This window comes from Halorussus limi (assembly GCF_023238205.1).
Classification (GTDB): domain Archaea; phylum Halobacteriota; class Halobacteria; order Halobacteriales; family Haladaptataceae; genus Halorussus; species Halorussus limi.
On sequence record NZ_CP096659.1, the window covers coordinates 3334675 to 3349684 of the forward strand.

Sequence of the window (15010 nt, forward strand, 5' to 3'; positions counted from 1 at the left end):
CTTCTCACCACTCCTCGACGACGATTCGACCGTCGATGCCCGCCTCGACGCCGAACTCGCGGGCGTACTCCACCAGCGCGTCGTACTGCACGCTGACCACCTCGGTCACGTCCGCGCGGGTCACGCCGGGGAACTCGTCGGTGTCGACGACGTACTCGTTGGTGGCGACGGCGTACTCCCCGTCGGGGTCGAGAGGGTCGCCGCCGACGCGGACCTCCCGAACCACGTCCGCACCGGGGTCCCAGACGACCGACATCCCGCTGAACTGCCCCCACCACGCCGCGTCGCCCGGAATCCGGGCCGCGCGCTCGTCGGTGACGACGGTCGCTTCGGCCAGTTCCCGGAGCGCCGCGCCCGAGACGCGGGCCACGCAGAGGTCGGCGGCGAAAGGCGCCAGTCCCATCACGTCGGCGACGGTCACGTCGCCGGACAGCGGCGGCCCGCTTCGGAGCATCCCGGTGTCGTAGTACCCCACGTCGGCGTCGCCCGCCCACCGGTAGGCGTCCGCGAGGAGGTTAGAGACGCGCCGCTCGCCCGCGAAGCAGGCCCGCCGGTCGCGCTCGATGGGGTCCTCGGCGCGGCCAACGACGGCCGAGAGGCCAGTCTCGGCCATCCGGGTCCGCAGGCGCTCGGCGACGCGCTCCGCGCACGGGAAGCGCTGGACCTCTCGGCGAGTCGCGCGAACCTCCTCGCCCAGTTCGACCTCCCAGACCACGCGGCCGTTCGCACCCGGCCGAACGACCAGCGTGCCGTCGATTCGGTCGCACCGCTCGCCGTGGACGTGCCCCGCCAGAATCGCGTCGAGGTCGGCCGCTCGGGCGAGGTCGGTCAGGCGCTCGTCGTGGACGTGTGCAAGCGCGACGACCCGCTCGACTCCCTCGGCGCGGAGGTCGGCGACGCCCGCTCGAATCGCGCTCGCGGGGTCGGTGACGGTCAGCGCGTCCGGAATCGAGGATTCGGGGTCGCTCACGCCGACGAACCCGACCCGGCGACCTCCCCGCTCGACGACGGTTCGGGGGACGACCCCCGCGTCCGCGGCGAAGGGGTCGCCGTCCTCGCTGACGTTCGCGCTGACCCACGTCTGGGGCGACTCGCGGACGACGCGGCGCGCCGCGTCGAGACCGTAGTCGAAGTCGTGGTTGCCGAACGTCTCCACCTCGGGGTCCAGCGCCTCGAACAGGTCGAGCGCCTGCGCGCCGTCTTCGACCATCGGGAGGACGCCCGGCCCGAGGTCGTCGCCGGTGCCGACCACGACCGTCTCGCCGTCGCGCCGGGCGTCGATGCATCCCGCGAGGCGGCCCGCGCGCTCGGGGCGGTCGTAGACGTTCTCCACGTCGGAGTAGTGGAGGAGTCGCATCCGTGGGAGACTCCCTATCCCGTCTTGTAGACGCCCCGCGCGTCGGCGACCTGCGTCTCATCGTCCTCGGCGTAGACCGCCACGTCCACGACGCCCACGTCGCTCCCGCATCGGACCACGTCGGCCTCCGCGCGCAGGTCGCCGGTCCCTGCTTCGAGGTAGTCGATGCGCATGTCGACGGTCGGGACCGGTTGGTCCACCAGCGAGACCAGCGCCGCGCCGCCGACGGTGTCGGCCAGCGTGAACGTCACGCCGCCGTGGGCCATCTGGCGGTCGGCGTTCCACGACAGTTCCTCGCGCATCTCGACCCGGCCCTCGGCGCGGCCGTCCTCGACTTCGGTCACTTCGACGCCGAGCAGGTCGGCGAACGGCATCTCCTCGAAGAAGCGCTCTACGTCCATGCCGGCGAGTTTCGCCGGCGAGGGGCTTAAAAATACGTCCTGCGACGGGTCGAGACGCGAGCGGACGACCCGCGCCGAGAGCGCGAAGCGGGACGCGCCGAGCGTGAGGTAGCCTTATTTCGGTCGCGGCGGTCGGTGGACGTATGGAACTCGCCGAGGACGACGGCGTCCGCACCGTCACGTTCGACCGGCCCGAAGTCATGAACGCCTTCACCACCGACACCGCCGAGGAGTTGGCCGAGGTCATCGCCGACACCGACGCCGACGAGTACGACGCGCTGGTCCTCACCGGAGAGGGCGGCGCGTTCAGCGCGGGCGGGGACATCGAGTCGATGGCCGAACGCGAGGAGACCACCGAGGAGGCCTACGAGCGCGTCACCGAGACCTTCGGCAGAGTGGTCGAGGAGGCCCTCTCCGCGAAGGTCCCCATCGTCGCCAAGGTGAACGGCGACGCCGTGGGCGCGGGACTGGCGATTACCGCGGTCAGCGACTTCGCTTACGCCGCGGAGTCCGCGACCTTCAGTTGCGCGTTCGTCCGCGTCGGCCTGATTCCCGACACCGGCGGGTCGTTCCTCCTCCCCCACCTCGTCGGCCTCCGGACCGCCAAGCGCCTCGCGTTCACCGGCGAGTTCTTCGGGGCCGACGAGGCCGCCGAGTTGGGACTCGTCAACGAGACGGTTCCCGAGGACGAACTGGACGAGGCCGTCGCTGACCTGCTCGACACGCTCCGCGAGCGCCCGACGAGGACCATCGGTCTCGCCAAGCGCGCCATCCACGAGAATCTGGGCCGGGGCTGGCGGGACGGACTCGACTACGAGAACCACGTCCAGTCGCTGGCCTACGACACGCCCGAACACGAGGAGGGCGTCGCGGCGTTCCTCGAAGGTCGGGACCCCGAGTTCGAGTGACACCGCCGGGTTCGGGCGGGACGGCGAACGTCGAGTGACAGACTCAAGGCGTCGGGCGCGCTATCGTCGCTCGTGTCCGACCCAGACGACTCGATAGCGACCGACGACGAGTTCGGCGACGCGCCGACCGTGACCTGCGAGCGCTGCGACCGGGAGTGGGACCTCTCGAAGGAGTTCGACGATTTGGGCGTCGGCAACCACGCCGTCGAGCAGTTCGCGCTCGACCACCGGCGTCACACCGGCCACTTCCCCGACGAAATCGCGACGTGGCGCGCGAGGTGCCGAAACTGCCCGGAGGAGGCAGAGCGACTCGCCGGCGACGCCGCGACCCGGTGGGCCGAGACCCACGCGCGCCACACCCGCCACGCGGTCGAGATTCACCACGCGACGGGCGACGAGACGACGCTGGTGGAGGCCGACGACGCCGAGTAACGGGACCGGACAGGGAGAGCGGACGGGCGACCGCTACAGTCCGAGGAACTCCTCGGCGTTCTCCCAGAGAATCTTTCGCTGGACCTCCTCGGGGAAGTCCAACTCCTCGAACTGGTCGAGCCACGGGGCCGGTTCTATCATCGGGTAGTCCGTACCGAACATCACCTTGTCCTTCAGGAGGGTCTTGGCGTAGTGGAGGACCTGCTCGTCGATGTAGCGGGGCATCCACCCCGAGAGGTCCATGTAGACGTTGCCCTTCTGCTGGCAGATGGCGAGTTGCTCTTTCTCCCACGGGAACGCGGGGTGGGCGATGAGAATCTGGAGGTCGGGATGCTCGGCGGCCACGTCGTCTATCAGCATCGGGTTCCCGTACTTGATTTTCAGGCCGCGGCCGCCGGGCGCGCCCGCGCCGAGCGTGGAGTTGCCCCCGTGGAAGACCACCGGGACGCCGAGGTCCTCGATGGTCGAAAACAGTTCCTCGTGTTCGGGGTCGCTCGGGTCGAATCCCTGCGCTATCTGTTGGAACTTGAACCCCGAGAGGTCGAGGTCCTTCACCGCGCGTTCGGCCTCCTCGACGCAGTCGTCCTTCAGGGGGTCCACGCTGGCGAACCCGACGAAGAAGTCGTCGTACTCGTCGCGGACCTCGGCCACGTAGTCGTTCGGCACGGGCGGGTTGCCGGTGTTGGTCTCGGCGTCCCATCCGAGCAGAACGGTCTTCCCGATGCCGACCTCGTGGTACTCCTCGATGAGATTGTCGTAGGTGTCGGTCTCGATGGACGACCCGAACTTCTCCGCGGCGTCCTCCATCATCAGGCCGCCGGCGTCGTGGAGGAACTCCTCTGTCGGTTGGTGGCAGTGGGTGTCGACGATGGGGTTCTCGTCGGGGTGGTCGGCCACTACGTCGAGTTTCGGCATGGGACGGTGTTCGCGGAGTGTCGTGAAAAATCGTGGGGGAGGCGAGTCTGCGCGAACAGCTCGCTCCGCTGTGGCCAAACAGAGCCGCGACCGACTGCCGGCGGACGCGTCTCATCGACGCGAACGTTTATGTAGAACGACCATAATCGAGCCGTATGCTAGCGTCAGTCACACACCGGCGCGACTCCGGAGCGCTATTCGAGGCCAGAACACCCATGAAACTCGTCGAAGACCTGTTCGAGATTACGGCGGACGACGAGGTCGTCGCCCGCGTCGGCGGGACGCTGATTCGGGGCAGACCGTCGCGCATAGACCGCGACGAGGCGGGAATCCGCGTCGAAATCTGTCCGTACGACGGCGACGACCCCCAGTACCGGCTTTCGGCGGTGCGCACCCCGAACGGATGGCGTGAACCCCGCGTCCACCGACGTCCGCTCGACGGTGAGTGGGAGGAGTGCGGGCGACTGGCCGAGTTGGAGTAGCGCGAACCTACTCCTTCTTGATGAGGAACTTCATGTCGCCCTCGAACACCACGGTGTCCTCCTGATTGGTCATCGTCGTGTCGATGACGACGAGGCCCGCGTCGTCGCGACTCGAAATCTCCTTCGTCTCGACGACTTCCATGTCGAGGCTGATGGTGTCGTCCATGCGGACCGGGTTCGGGATGTCCATGTAGTTCATCCCGAGGAAGGCCAGCACGGTCCGCTCCAAGATGCCGGTCCGGTAGACGAATCCGGTCGCCAGCACGAACGTCATCGGGCCGTGGGCCACGCGCTCGCCGAACTCCTCGCCCTCGGCGTACTCCTTGTTGGTGTGGAGTTCGGTCCAGTCGCCCGCGAACGCCGAGTGCATCACGAAGTCGTACTCGGTGACGGTCCGGCCGACGCTCTCGAAGGTCTGTCCCTCCTCGAAGTCCTCGAAGTGGTGGGGCGTGTAGCTGTACGGCATATTTCCGAGTTCGCCGGGCGGCGACAAAATTCTATGGTATTTACCGTGAAGGAGTCCGGCGAGGGCCGGAACGGTCCGCGCGGCGCAGGAGAGCGCCGCGCCCGCGCGCCGGGCCGAGACGCCGCGACGGCCCCAGTCGGCGAGACTCCGTCACTCCCGAAGCCGAGAACTAAGTGTCCGTCGCGCGAACCGAATCCATGGCCGACATCCCCGACGAGCGCCGCGAACGAATCGCGTCGGACCCGTTCTGCCGGAAGTTGGGCGTCGAACTCGCCGACCTCGGTCCGGGCACCGCGACCACCGAACTCACCGTCACCGACGACCTGCTGAACTTCCACGGAACGCCCCACGGCGGGGCCGTCTACTCGCTGGCGGACGCCGCGTTCGCGGCCGCGTCGAACGCCGAGGGCGACGCGGCGCTGGCGCTGGAGACCAACGTTTCCTACTTCGAGGCGGTCGAGGTCGGCGAGAACTTGACCGCCGAGGCGGAACGCGTCCACGAACGCGGCCGGACCGCCGCCTACCGCGTCGCCGTCACCGACGAGGCCGGCGACGAAATCGCGGCGTTCCGCGGTCGGGTGTACCTGCCCGGCGAGTAGCGCGAGCGCCGAATCCGGTCGAGACCGGTCGGAAGGACGCGCGAATCGCTCCAACGGAAAATCTATGAGGGCCCGTTTCTAATTTATCCGTCAATGAGTTCTTCTGGAATCACGCTCGCCGAAACGCTCACCGTGCTAGAGACGACGGGAGCGCCGGGCGCTCCCGTCACGGCGAGCGAAGTTGCAGAAGCACTCGGCTGTGAGCGCCAGACGGCGCGCGACCGACTCGACGAACTCGCGGAACGCGGCGACGCCGAGACCCGGGAGGTCGGCGGGAGCGTTCGCGTCTGGTGGACGACCGACCGCCAGCGCCGGGACCGCGACCTCGAACGGTACGAGGCCATCGTCCGGACCGTCAACGACGGCATCTACGTCAAAGACGAGGGGAACCGATTCACGCTGGTCAACGAGACGTACGCGGAGATGCTCGGCTACGCGCCCGACGAACTCGTCGGGCGCGACTCCTCGTTTCTCGTCAGCGAGGAGGTGATGAACGCCGCCGAGGAACTGTACAGCGACCTCCGGACCGGCGACCGCCGGACCGAGACCATCGAAGCGTCGCTGGAGACCGCGGACGGCGAGACCGTCGAGACCGAGGCGAGTTTCGCGCTGATTCCGCTGGACGAGGAGGGCGAGGAGTACGAGCGAGTCGGCGTCGTCCGGGACGTCACCGAACGCAAGGAGCGCGAGCGCCGCCTCGAACGACAGAACAAGCGACTCGAATCGTTCGCGAGCATGCTCGCCCACGAACTCCGCAATCCCGTCACCATCGGCCAGATATACGGGAAACGGCTTCCGGCCGACGAAGCGCCGGAGGCGGTCGAGTACGTCACCGAGGCGTTCGACCGCATCGAGGACATGATAGACGTGCTGTTGGTGCTGGCGCGGGGCCGCGATGCGGTCGGCGAGTCGGAACCGGTCGCGCTCGCCGACGTGGCCCGCGAGGCGTGGGAGCAAGTGAGCGCGCCGGAGGCGACGCTGGAGATAGCGACCGACCGGGTCGTATCCGCGGACGAGACGTACGTCCGGCACCTCTTCGAGAACCTGCTCGAAAACGCGGTCGAACACGGTTCGACAGGCAGTCGGCCGGAGGCCGACGACGCCGCGGAGCATGGCTCCGCGAGCCCTCGTCCTTCGGACGAGGACGCCGGCCTCACGGTCACGGTCGGCGACGTCCCGAACGGGTTCTACGTCGCCGACGACGGCGTCGGCATCCCGCCTGAAGACCGAGAGACGGTGTTCGAGGCCGGGTACACCACCGCGGAGTTGGAGGGCGGAACCGGAGTGGGACTGACGTTCGTCGCCGAACTGGTCGAGACGTACGAGTGGGAGTGTGCGGTGACCGAGAGCGAGGCGGGCGGAGCGCGGTTCGAGTTCACGGGCGTCGCACTCCACTCCGACGAGTAGCGGCGGTGTCCGGTGAGAACGACGCCGCCGAACCGGTAACTTTCTTGTCCTATACGGTCGTTAGCTCGAACGCATACGGGTGATAGCATGGACAGGAGAGCAGTACTCGGCAAGTCCAAGGCCGAACTCGTCATGGCACGAATCGGAGAGGTGATGGCGGCGTGCTACGTCCTGCTGTTGCTGCCGGTCCTGCCGGTTCTCATCCCGTACCTCGCCGTCCAGAAGGTGCGCGGCCTGTTCACCGGTCGCTCGGACGAGCGCCGGCAGTTCGACCCCCAGAGCGGTACGCCGCCGTCCTGACCGGCGCGGTCTCGGCTCGCTCGGCGAACCCATATTAATTCCTGTGTATTTTTGAACCCGGAGTGTCATCCACCGGTATGCAACGCCGCCCGTTCCTCCGGCGCGCGGTCGCCGCGACCGCGACTGCGACGGTTGCCGGACGCCTCGGCGCGCGTCGGTCGTCAGACGGGAGCGATAGCGGAACCGCGACCGGCGCGAACTCGGACTCGGCGTCGGCCGCGACCCGGATGGCCGCGACCGACCGCTCGCTGTCGGTCCGCCGCGTCGAGACCTTCGACCACGTCGTCCGCCTGAACGACCTCGGCGACGACCCGCGCGGGCGCATCACCGCGTTCACCGACCTCTCCGACCGCGAGCGGGCGGTCGTGACCAGCGCCATCGACGGGACCTACGAGACCGAGGACCCTCCCGAGTGGCTTCGGGAGTTCGCCAGCGCGACGCCGTTCGTCGAACGGGCGGGCACCTACTACCGACTCGACGACACCCTGCAGACCTACCGTATCACCGCCGAGACCGTCGCAGAGAGCGACGTGGCGGGCGCGATTGCGACGTACGGCGAGTACCAGCGCGCCGTCACCCGCGAGGACTACGTGGCCAGCGGTCTCCTGCGAATCGCCCGCCGGGAGGGCATCGAACTGGGCTACGTCTGGCCCGCGCTCCGGACGTTCTTCGAGACCTACGACGCCGCGCGCTACCACGGCGCGGTCCTCGATTTCACGGTCGAAGTCGAGGGCTCGGGTCCGCCCCACGAACTCTCGGCGACCGAGGTGCCGGTCGCGGAGGCGGTCGGCGGCCCGGTCTGGAACGCCGACGCCGCCCCGAAGCGGACCCGCACGCTCGTCCGACGCGCCGGACGGGCGCGCGGCGCGTACGGTTTCGACAGCGCGCCCGAGGGATTCCTCGACGCGCTCGGAGACCACCGGTACGTCGCGCTCGACGGGACGTTCTACACTAGTTCCGTCGAGTCCGACGGCCCGGCCCCGGTTTCGGTCTCGGCCGCGTTCCGGGACGGCCGACTCCGACTCGCGGCCCGCAACGACGGACCCCGCGAGGTTCGACTCGCCAGCGGTCCGCCCCGACCCTTCGGCGTCGTCCGGTGTCGCCCGGCGGGACGTTCCGGCGCGGCGACCGGGGTCGCCTCCCGACCGCTCTGGACCGACGCCTACGCCGCGAGCGACCGCGTCCGGACCGACGGTCGCGAAGTCGAACACGCGGCCGACGTGGCGCTGGTCTCGGCGCTCGCGCCCGGCGAGTCGGTCGCCGAAAGGTACGCGATTCCGGCCGACCTCGCGCCCGGCGAGTACGTCGTGGAGGGGTCGCTCGGAGTTGAACGCGGCGAGAGCGACGACCGAGCGACGGCGAAGTACAGGGTCGCGTTCTCGGTCGAGTAGCCCCGAGAGTCGGCTACTCGTCCTCGCCGCGGTGGTCGAAGACGCGCTTGACCTTCCCGACCTCTGTCCGGTCCACGACGCCCGGCCCGACGACCTCGATTTCGTCGGGCTTGACCTCCAGCGTCTCCTCTAACTTCTCCCGAATCCGGCGTTCCAACTCCTCGTGGGTGCCCCCGTACTCCTCGTGGTACTCGACGGTGAGTTCCATGCGGTCGAGATTTCCGCGCCGGTAGAGGTCGATGCGGTAGTGCGGTGCCACGTTCTCGACGTCCACCATGACCTCCTCGATTTGGCTCGGGTAGACGTTCACCCCGCGGACGATGATGAGGTCGTCCGTGCGGCCGGTCACGTTGTCCATGCGGGCGACGGTCCGGCCGCAGTCGCACTCCTCGTAGGTCAGCGAGGTCATGTCGCCGGTCCGGTAGCGGAGGACCGGCAGGGCCTCCTTCGTGAGGGTCGTGAGGACGAGTTCGCCCTCCTCGCCCTCGGGCAGGGGTTCGCCGGTCCGTGGGTCCACGACCTCGGGGAAGAAGTGGTCCTCCCAGACGTGAAGCCCGTTCTGGACCTCCTCGCACTCGATGGAGACGCCCGGCCCGATTATCTCCGAGAGACCGTACACGTCCACCGCGGTCACGTCGAGGGCCGCCTCTATCTCGTCGCGCATCGGGTCGGTGAACGGTTCCGCTCCGATGACCACTGTCTCCAGCGGAAGGTCCGTCGGGTCGATGCCCCGCTCCTCGGCGGCCTCCGCGAGGTAGAGGCAGTAGGAGGGCGTGCAGGCCAGCACGTCGCTTTCGAGGTCCTGAAGCATGTCCAACTGGCGCGCGGTGTTGCCCCCGCCGGTCGGGATGACGCAGGCCCCCAACTCCTCGACGCCGTCGTGGAAACCCAAGCCCCCGGTGAACAGGCCGTAGCCGTAGGCGTTCTGGACGACCTGTTCGGGGCGAACGCCGGCCGCGTACAGCGACCGGGCCATCACCTCGCGCCAAGTAGCGAGGTCCTCGTCGGTGTAACTCACGATTTTCGGCTTGCCCGTGGTCCCGGAGGAGGCGTGAATCCGGCGCACCTCCCCGTGTTCGACCGCGAACAGTCCGTCGGGGTACTCGTCGCGGAAGTCCTCCTTCGTCGTGAACGGGAGGTCGGAGATGTCCTCCACGCCCTCGATGTCGTCGGGCGAGACGCCCGCGTCGTCGAGCGCCTCGCGGTAGAAATCGACGTTCTCGTAGGCGTACTCGACGGTCTCGGCGAGTCGTTCGCTCTGTAAGTCGCGCAACTCCTCGCGGGGGGTGGTCTCCACGTCGTTGTAGACCATGTCGAATAATCATTCGCAAGAGAGGGTCTAAACTGTTTGGCCGGTGGTGGGTCGCCTCACGCCGTCGCGTTCGCCCACGTCCGGTCCGGACCGCCGTCTTGCGGACGGAGTTGAGAACAACCGCTCCGGAGCGGACCCGTGTAGCTTCCCGAGCAACCCGCGTACTCGCCGTTTTCGAGCCAGAGGATGCGAATCCCGTGCGCGTCGGGGAGGACGCCTTCCGGACTCCCGCCAGCAGTCGTCACTTCGAGTCGGTACTGGACGCCCGCCTCACAGGACCGGTTCGACTCGTTTCGACCGGTCGCGTTTCCGCTGGACTCGACGTGGACCCGGAACGTGCTCAGGTCGGCCCCCGGCGGCGAGGTGCGCTCGACCCACGCCGAGAGGTCGGCGTCGGGGTCGCCCGTTTCGACGAACGTGACCTGCGAGTAGGTGCCGCCGCTGACCGAACTCCTCGCGTACCCGCTCACCGCCTCCCGACATCCCGAATCGAGGCGTTCGAGTTCGCTGACGTTCATCTCGGTGGGTCCGGTGTGGTCGGAGAATCCGGGCAGCGCGTTGACGGCTTTCGGTTCCCCGCCGGTCAGGAGGAGACCGACGACGAACGCGAGGAGGAGGGCGTCTTTCAGCTTTCGAGCGTCGAGGACCATGCCTCGCGTTTCGCAATTCGAGACTTAAGTTCGGCGCTTTTGGTTTCAGAACACTAATCAGAATCGGCGGCTCAGAAGACGAGTCGGACGACGACTAGCGTGACCGCGCTCACGACGCCGAGCGTGAGTGCGAGGACCACCAGCGGTCGAACTCCGGTGGCTCGCAGGTCGCGGAGCGCGACGCTCGTGCCGAGGCCCGCGAACGCCACGAGGAACGCCGACCGGTAGGCCCACTCGATGCGGGCGAGTTGGGCGTCGGTGAAGACGCCCGCGCTGGCGAGGACGACCAGCGCGAGGAACCCGAGGACGAATTTCGGGAAGCCGTCCCAGAGGTTCCTGAGGAGGGTCGCGCCGGACGCGGCGTCGCCGTCGGACCCGGCGTAGGCGAGCGAGTACGCCACGACGAGGCCGCCGAGCAGGACGTTCCGGGTCAGTTTCGCCACGGTGGCCCACTGGCCCGCGACTTCGGAGTAGGCGAACCCGGCCGCCGTGACCGGGCCGGTGCTGAACATCGTCAGCCCCGCCCAGATGCCGAACGTGCGGTCCGGGAGGCCGAGGAACTGTCCGAGCGCGGGGTACGCGAACAGCGTCACCGCGTCGAAGACCAGAATCGTGCTGGTCGCGTAGGCGACGTGGTCCTCGTCGGCCCGGATGGCCCCCGCCACGGCGACGACGGCCGAGACGCCGCAGACGCTCGCGCCCGCCGCCACCAGCGACCCGAGTCGCCGCTGGAGGTCGAACCCCCGCGCGAGCGCCTCCGCGACGACGAGGGTGAAGCCGACGACGCCGACCACCGTGACGAGCAGCGTCGGGCCGGCGTCGAGGAGGGCGTCCAGCGAGACGCGGACGCCCATCAGGACGATGCCGACCTCGAGCCAGAGCGTATAGGTCGCGACGCCGGGCGCGAAGCGGGCCGAGACGCCGACGGTGTTGGCGAGGACGCCGCCGACCAGCACCGCGGCCAGTAGCGCGGGGACCGGTGCGACCGCCGCGAGACCGCGGGCGACCACCGCGAGAACGACGAGGAGACCGAGACCGGGAAGCAGGGCCGGAAGCGAAGGGCGAGCGGACGCCATCGTCAGACGGCGACCCGCGCCGCTCGGGCGACGCGGTGGCCGACCGCCGTCGCTCGCCGACCGCTGTCGAGGTCGGTCCGCCGCCGACCCGCTCGCTCGCCGCGTTCTCCCGGTGGCCGCGCGACTGCCATGTCGTTCCGAACTGGCGGTCCGCCCTCGGTTAGCCTTTCGGGTTCGTGCCGCTCCGGGTCGGGTTCGCAACCGTCCACAGCGGCAACTATTTCCTCCGAGACCCACACGGTTCGTGCATGCGAGACGCCTACATCGTCGGCGCGGCCCAGACCGACTTCGGGTCGTTCCCCGACGAAAGCTACCGGTCGCTGTTCGCCAGCGCGTTCGAGGCGGCCCGCGAGTCGGTGCCCGCGGGCGTAGACCCCGACGACGTGGACGAGGCGTTCGTCGGCACGCTCGGAGTCGGGGGTCGCCAGTTGGGTCTCTCGGGTCCCGCCGCAACCGAACACGTCGGTCTCCACGGCATCCCGACCACGCGAGTCGAGAACGCCTGCGCCGCCTCCGGATACGCTGTCCGGCAGGCCGTGCAGGCCGTCCGCTCGGGGATGGCCGACGTGGTGCTGGCGGGCGGGGTCGAAATCATGACCGACACGTCCAGCGACGCCACCAAGTACTGGCTCGGCGTCTCGGGCGAGACCGAGTGGGAACGGCTCTCCGGGACGACGTTCGCGGGCGTCTACGCCCAGATGGCCGACGCGCACATGGCCGAGTACGGCACGACGAGCGAGCAACTCTCGCACGTCGCGGTCAAGAACCACCGGAACGGCGCGAAGAACCCCCACGCGCAACTGGGCTTCGAGTGTTCGCTGGAGGACGCCGAATCGGCCCAGACCGTGGCCGACCCGCTGACGCTCTATCACTGCTGTCCGACGACCGACGGGGCCGCGGTCGCCCTGATTGCCAGCGAGGAGGTCGTCGCGGAGTACACCGACGACCCGATTCGGGTCGCGGGCGTCGGCGCCGCGAGCGACGCGGTGGGCCTGTTCCAGCGCGACAGTTACACCGGCATCGAGGCCTCCCAGCGCGCGGCCGAGACCGCCTACGAACGGGCGGGAATCGGTCCCGACGACCTCGACTTCGCGGAGGTCCACGACTGCTTCTCCATCGCCGAGATTCTGGCTTACGAGGATTTGGGCTTCTGCGAACCCGGCGAAGGGGGCGAACTCGTCGAGTCCGGCGCGACCGCGCTCGACGGCGAGTTACCGGTGAACACCTCTGGCGGCCTCAAGTCGAAGGGCCACCCCATCGGCGCGACCGGCGCGGGACAGGTCGCGGAGGCGTTCAAACAGCTATCCGGCGACGCCGGGAATCGGCAGGTCGAGGGCGCGACCCGCGGCCTGACGCACAACGTCGGCGGCAGCGGCGGGGCCGCGGTGGTTCACGTACTGGAGCGCGAGGCGCGAAGCGCCTCGGAAGGAACGAGCGGGCCGAGCCCGCGGGAGAGAGAACGGGAGGTGGCAGAATGACGGGTCAGCGACAGCCCAGAATCGAGGCGGTCGGAGCCTACGCGCCCCGATTCCGGGTCTCGGCCGAGGCGTTCGAGGAGGCGTGGGGTCAGTTCCACGCGCCGGGAGTGACCGAGAAGGCGGTCCCCGACGCCGACGAGGACGCGCTGACGATGGCCTACGAGGCCGCCGCGCGGGCGCTCGACGCCGCCGACCGCGACGGCGACGAGGTGGCGTTCCTCGCGTTCGCGTCCACGACGCCGCCGCTGGCCGAGGAGGACCTGACCGCCCGACTCGGCGGGATGGTCGGGGTCCCGGCCGACGCGACCCGCCACGTCTTCACCGGAAGCACGCGGGCCGGGACGCGGGCGCTCGACGCCGCGCTGTCGGCCGGGCCGTGGAGTAGCGAGCCGTCCGGTGAAGACGCTTCGCCGGACGCTTCCGGCGAGAGCGTCGGTCTCGTCGTCGCCGCGGACTGCCCGCGGGGCGACCCCGACAGCGACGAGGACCACGCCGCCGGAGCGGGCGCGGCCGCGTTCGTGCTGTCGGAATCGGGCGACGCGGCGGTCCGCCGGCGCGCCGAGTACGCCGAGGAGTTCCCCGGCACGCGGTTCCGGCGCGCGGGGTCCGAGACGGTCGAGGGTCTCGGCGCGACGGGGTACGAGCGGCAGGCGTTCACCGACACGCTGGCGGGGGCGGTCGAGCAGTTAGATGTAGACGGAAGCGAAATCGACGCCGCGGCGGTGCAGACCCCGAACGGCAAGATGCCCTACCGGGCGGCGGGTGCGCTCGGGGTCGATTCCGAGGCGATTCAGCGGTGCGCGACGGTCCACGAGTTGGGCGACACCGGGGCCGCGAGCGTTCCGCTCGGACTCGCACGGGCGCTGGCCGACGGCGAGGCGGGCGACGCCTCGAAACGGTCGAGCGGCGAGGAACGAAGCGACGACCCGCGAGACGACGGCGGCGAGGCGAGAGTACTCGCGGCGTCGTTCGGGAGCGGCGCCGGTGCCGACGCCCTTCTGGTCGAGACCGGCGCGAGTGGCGACGACGGCGACGGCGTCGCCGCCTCGCTCGCGCTAGACGACGGCGAGCAAGTAACCTACGCCGAGTACCTCCGCAAGCGCGGCGAGTTGACCTCCGGCCCGCCCGAGGGCGGCGGGGCGTACGTCAGCGTGCCGTCGTGGAAGCGCACGCTCGACCAGCGCCACCGACTGGTCGCCGGGAAGTGCCCGGAGTGCGGCGGCCTCAACTTCCCGCCCGAGGGCGCCTGCAACGACTGCAAGACGCTCGTGGACGAGTACGACGAAGTGAAACTGACCGGCGAGGGCACCGTCGAGGCCGCGACGGTCATCTCGCAGGGCGGCGCGCCGCCGGAGTTCGCCGAGCAGCAGGCCCAGTCGGGCGATTTCGGCGTGGCGGTCGTGGCGCTCGACGGTCCCGACGGCGGGTCCGCGAGCGTGCCGGCGCAGGTCGTGGCCGCGGACCCGGCGGACGTGGCCATCGGGGACCGCGTGGGGACGACGATGCGGCGCATCTACACGCAGGAGGGCGTGACGCGGTACGGGTTCAAAGTTCGCCCGCAGGGAACGACGTGACCGAGGACGGATTTCAAACGAGGCGAGTCGCACGCCCGGAGTCTCGACGTAGTTCGAGGTCGGGCCGCAGCGAACGGAGTGACCTGCGGAGTCTTCTGCGGGCCGTCCCCCGTCGCTCGACGGACCGCCGAGGCGGCAGTTGCCCACCCGTCGGGTTTTCTCCGGACTGCGGTGTCGGCGCGCCGTCGGACGACGCTCACCAGACATCTCTGCCTTTCTCAAGCGTGTATTTTCATTGCTGAAGAGAAGGAGTAGGTGGCTA

Annotated in this window: 17 protein-coding genes; 9 read left to right on the top strand and 8 right to left on the bottom strand. The window is 69.4% G+C overall.

The window, feature by feature from the left end; all coding sequences use genetic code 11:
- Window positions 1–4: 4 nt before the first annotated feature.
- Together M0R89_RS17085 and M0R89_RS17090 are read right to left on the bottom strand one after the other, a co-directional pair.
- Window positions 5–1357: a bifunctional metallophosphatase/5'-nucleotidase gene (locus tag M0R89_RS17085; RefSeq protein WP_248650285.1), complete on the bottom strand. Its 1353-nt coding sequence runs from the start codon at window positions 1355–1357 to the stop codon at window positions 5–7.
- A 14-nt stretch (window positions 1358–1371) separates the two neighbouring features.
- Window positions 1372–1758 carry a PaaI family thioesterase gene (locus M0R89_RS17090; RefSeq protein ID WP_248650286.1) on the bottom strand — a complete coding sequence of 129 codons (387 nt, stop codon included), beginning with the start codon at window positions 1756–1758 and terminating at the stop codon, window positions 1372–1374.
- 143 nt (window positions 1759–1901) lie between these two features.
- Between M0R89_RS17090 and M0R89_RS17095 the strand changes: the two genes are divergently transcribed.
- Window positions 1902–2666, top strand: a complete 765-nt coding sequence (locus M0R89_RS17095; protein ID WP_248650287.1) for an enoyl-CoA hydratase/isomerase family protein — start codon at window positions 1902–1904, stop codon at window positions 2664–2666.
- Window positions 2667–2738: 72 nt separating this feature from the next.
- The gene (locus M0R89_RS17100; RefSeq protein WP_248650288.1) at window positions 2739–3098 is read left to right on the top strand and encodes a DUF8062 family protein; all 360 of its coding nucleotides are present in this window, start codon (window positions 2739–2741) and stop codon (window positions 3096–3098) included.
- Between the two features lie 33 nt (window positions 3099–3131).
- On the opposite strand, the gene M0R89_RS17105 is transcribed toward M0R89_RS17100, so the two are convergent.
- The gene (locus M0R89_RS17105; protein WP_248650289.1) at window positions 3132–4013 is read right to left on the bottom strand and encodes an amidohydrolase family protein; all 882 of its coding nucleotides are present in this window, start codon (window positions 4011–4013) and stop codon (window positions 3132–3134) included.
- Between the two features lie 155 nt (window positions 4014–4168).
- Between M0R89_RS17105 and M0R89_RS17110 the strand changes: the two genes are divergently transcribed.
- Window positions 4169–4495: a hypothetical protein gene (locus tag M0R89_RS17110; RefSeq protein ID WP_248650290.1), complete on the top strand. Its 327-nt coding sequence runs from the start codon at window positions 4169–4171 to the stop codon at window positions 4493–4495.
- 7 nt (window positions 4496–4502) lie between these two features.
- On the opposite strand, the gene M0R89_RS17115 is transcribed toward M0R89_RS17110, so the two are convergent.
- The gene (locus tag M0R89_RS17115; RefSeq protein ID WP_248650291.1) at window positions 4503–4961 is read right to left on the bottom strand and encodes a MaoC/PaaZ C-terminal domain-containing protein; all 459 of its coding nucleotides are present in this window, start codon (window positions 4959–4961) and stop codon (window positions 4503–4505) included.
- Between the two features lie 197 nt (window positions 4962–5158).
- Between M0R89_RS17115 and paaI the strand changes: the two genes are divergently transcribed.
- The 4 genes from paaI (at window position 5159) to M0R89_RS17135 (ending at window position 8658) form a co-directional block, all read left to right on the top strand.
- Window positions 5159–5560, top strand: coding sequence for a hydroxyphenylacetyl-CoA thioesterase PaaI (gene paaI, locus M0R89_RS17120; protein ID WP_248650292.1), 402 nt, complete (start codon window positions 5159–5161; stop codon window positions 5558–5560).
- Between the two features lie 93 nt (window positions 5561–5653).
- The gene (locus tag M0R89_RS17125) at window positions 5654–6967 is read left to right on the top strand and encodes a PAS domain S-box protein (protein ID WP_248650293.1); all 1314 of its coding nucleotides are present in this window, start codon (window positions 5654–5656) and stop codon (window positions 6965–6967) included.
- 87 nt (window positions 6968–7054) lie between these two features.
- A complete protein-coding gene (locus M0R89_RS17130; protein WP_248650294.1) occupies window positions 7055–7267 on the top strand; it encodes a hypothetical protein in 213 nt (70 codons plus the stop codon).
- A 77-nt stretch (window positions 7268–7344) separates the two neighbouring features.
- Window positions 7345–8658 carry a DUF8130 domain-containing protein gene (locus M0R89_RS17135; protein WP_248650295.1) on the top strand — a complete coding sequence of 438 codons (1314 nt, stop codon included), beginning with the start codon at window positions 7345–7347 and terminating at the stop codon, window positions 8656–8658.
- 13 nt (window positions 8659–8671) lie between these two features.
- Here M0R89_RS17135 and paaK read toward each other — a convergent pair whose 3' ends face one another.
- From paaK to M0R89_RS23330, 4 genes are all read right to left on the bottom strand, one after another.
- Complete coding sequence (gene paaK / locus M0R89_RS17140) at window positions 8672–9970, bottom strand: phenylacetate--CoA ligase PaaK (protein ID WP_248650296.1); 1299 nt, start codon at window positions 9968–9970, stop codon at window positions 8672–8674.
- Between the two features lie 56 nt (window positions 9971–10026).
- The gene (locus M0R89_RS17145) at window positions 10027–10620 is read right to left on the bottom strand and encodes a hypothetical protein (protein ID WP_248650297.1); all 594 of its coding nucleotides are present in this window, start codon (window positions 10618–10620) and stop codon (window positions 10027–10029) included.
- 71 nt (window positions 10621–10691) lie between these two features.
- The gene (locus M0R89_RS17150; RefSeq protein ID WP_248650298.1) at window positions 10692–11696 is read right to left on the bottom strand and encodes a YeiH family protein; all 1005 of its coding nucleotides are present in this window, start codon (window positions 11694–11696) and stop codon (window positions 10692–10694) included.
- A 2-nt stretch (window positions 11697–11698) separates the two neighbouring features.
- A complete protein-coding gene (locus M0R89_RS23330) occupies window positions 11699–11827 on the bottom strand; it encodes a hypothetical protein (protein WP_256478415.1) in 129 nt (42 codons plus the stop codon).
- A gap of 117 nt (window positions 11828–11944) precedes the next feature.
- Here M0R89_RS23330 and M0R89_RS17155 point away from each other — a divergent pair, with 117 nt between their 5' ends.
- Window positions 11945–13174, top strand: a complete 1230-nt coding sequence (locus tag M0R89_RS17155; RefSeq protein WP_248650299.1) for a thiolase domain-containing protein — start codon at window positions 11945–11947, stop codon at window positions 13172–13174.
- Complete coding sequence (locus M0R89_RS17160; protein ID WP_248650300.1) at window positions 13171–14748, top strand: OB-fold domain-containing protein; 1578 nt, start codon at window positions 13171–13173, stop codon at window positions 14746–14748. Before M0R89_RS17155 ends, M0R89_RS17160 begins: the two co-directional genes overlap by 4 nt.
- The last annotated feature ends 262 nt before the right edge of the window (window positions 14749–15010 follow it).

What these genes read in the sequence shown, in the direction of transcription:
- M0R89_RS17085 (WP_248650285.1), bottom strand. Translation starts at nt 1,357, where the DNA reads ATGCGACTCCTCCACTACTCCGACGTGGAGAACGTCTACGACCGCCCC.
- M0R89_RS17095 (WP_248650287.1), top strand. Translation starts at nt 1,902, where the DNA reads ATGGAACTCGCCGAGGACGACGGCGTCCGCACCGTCACGTTCGACCGG.
- paaK (WP_248650296.1), bottom strand. Translation starts at nt 9,970, where the DNA reads ATGGTCTACAACGACGTGGAGACCACCCCCCGCGAGGAGTTGCGCGAC.
- M0R89_RS17160 (WP_248650300.1), top strand. Translation starts at nt 13,171, where the DNA reads ATGACGGGTCAGCGACAGCCCAGAATCGAGGCGGTCGGAGCCTACGCG.
- M0R89_RS17135 (WP_248650295.1), top strand. Translation starts at nt 7,345, where the DNA reads ATGCAACGCCGCCCGTTCCTCCGGCGCGCGGTCGCCGCGACCGCGACT.
- M0R89_RS17115 (WP_248650291.1), bottom strand. Translation starts at nt 4,961, where the DNA reads ATGCCGTACAGCTACACGCCCCACCACTTCGAGGACTTCGAGGAGGGA.
- M0R89_RS17125 (WP_248650293.1), top strand. Translation starts at nt 5,654, where the DNA reads ATGAGTTCTTCTGGAATCACGCTCGCCGAAACGCTCACCGTGCTAGAG.
- M0R89_RS23330 (WP_256478415.1), bottom strand. Translation starts at nt 11,827, where the DNA reads ATGGCAGTCGCGCGGCCACCGGGAGAACGCGGCGAGCGAGCGGGTCGG.
- M0R89_RS17130 (WP_248650294.1), top strand. Translation starts at nt 7,055, where the DNA reads ATGGACAGGAGAGCAGTACTCGGCAAGTCCAAGGCCGAACTCGTCATG.
- M0R89_RS17090 (WP_248650286.1), bottom strand. Translation starts at nt 1,758, where the DNA reads ATGGACGTAGAGCGCTTCTTCGAGGAGATGCCGTTCGCCGACCTGCTC.
- M0R89_RS17145 (WP_248650297.1), bottom strand. Translation starts at nt 10,620, where the DNA reads ATGGTCCTCGACGCTCGAAAGCTGAAAGACGCCCTCCTCCTCGCGTTC.
- M0R89_RS17155 (WP_248650299.1), top strand. Translation starts at nt 11,945, where the DNA reads ATGCGAGACGCCTACATCGTCGGCGCGGCCCAGACCGACTTCGGGTCG.
- M0R89_RS17110 (WP_248650290.1), top strand. Translation starts at nt 4,169, where the DNA reads ATGCTAGCGTCAGTCACACACCGGCGCGACTCCGGAGCGCTATTCGAG.
- M0R89_RS17150 (WP_248650298.1), bottom strand. Translation starts at nt 11,696, where the DNA reads ATGGCGTCCGCTCGCCCTTCGCTTCCGGCCCTGCTTCCCGGTCTCGGT.
- paaI (WP_248650292.1), top strand. Translation starts at nt 5,159, where the DNA reads ATGGCCGACATCCCCGACGAGCGCCGCGAACGAATCGCGTCGGACCCG.
- M0R89_RS17105 (WP_248650289.1), bottom strand. Translation starts at nt 4,013, where the DNA reads ATGCCGAAACTCGACGTAGTGGCCGACCACCCCGACGAGAACCCCATC.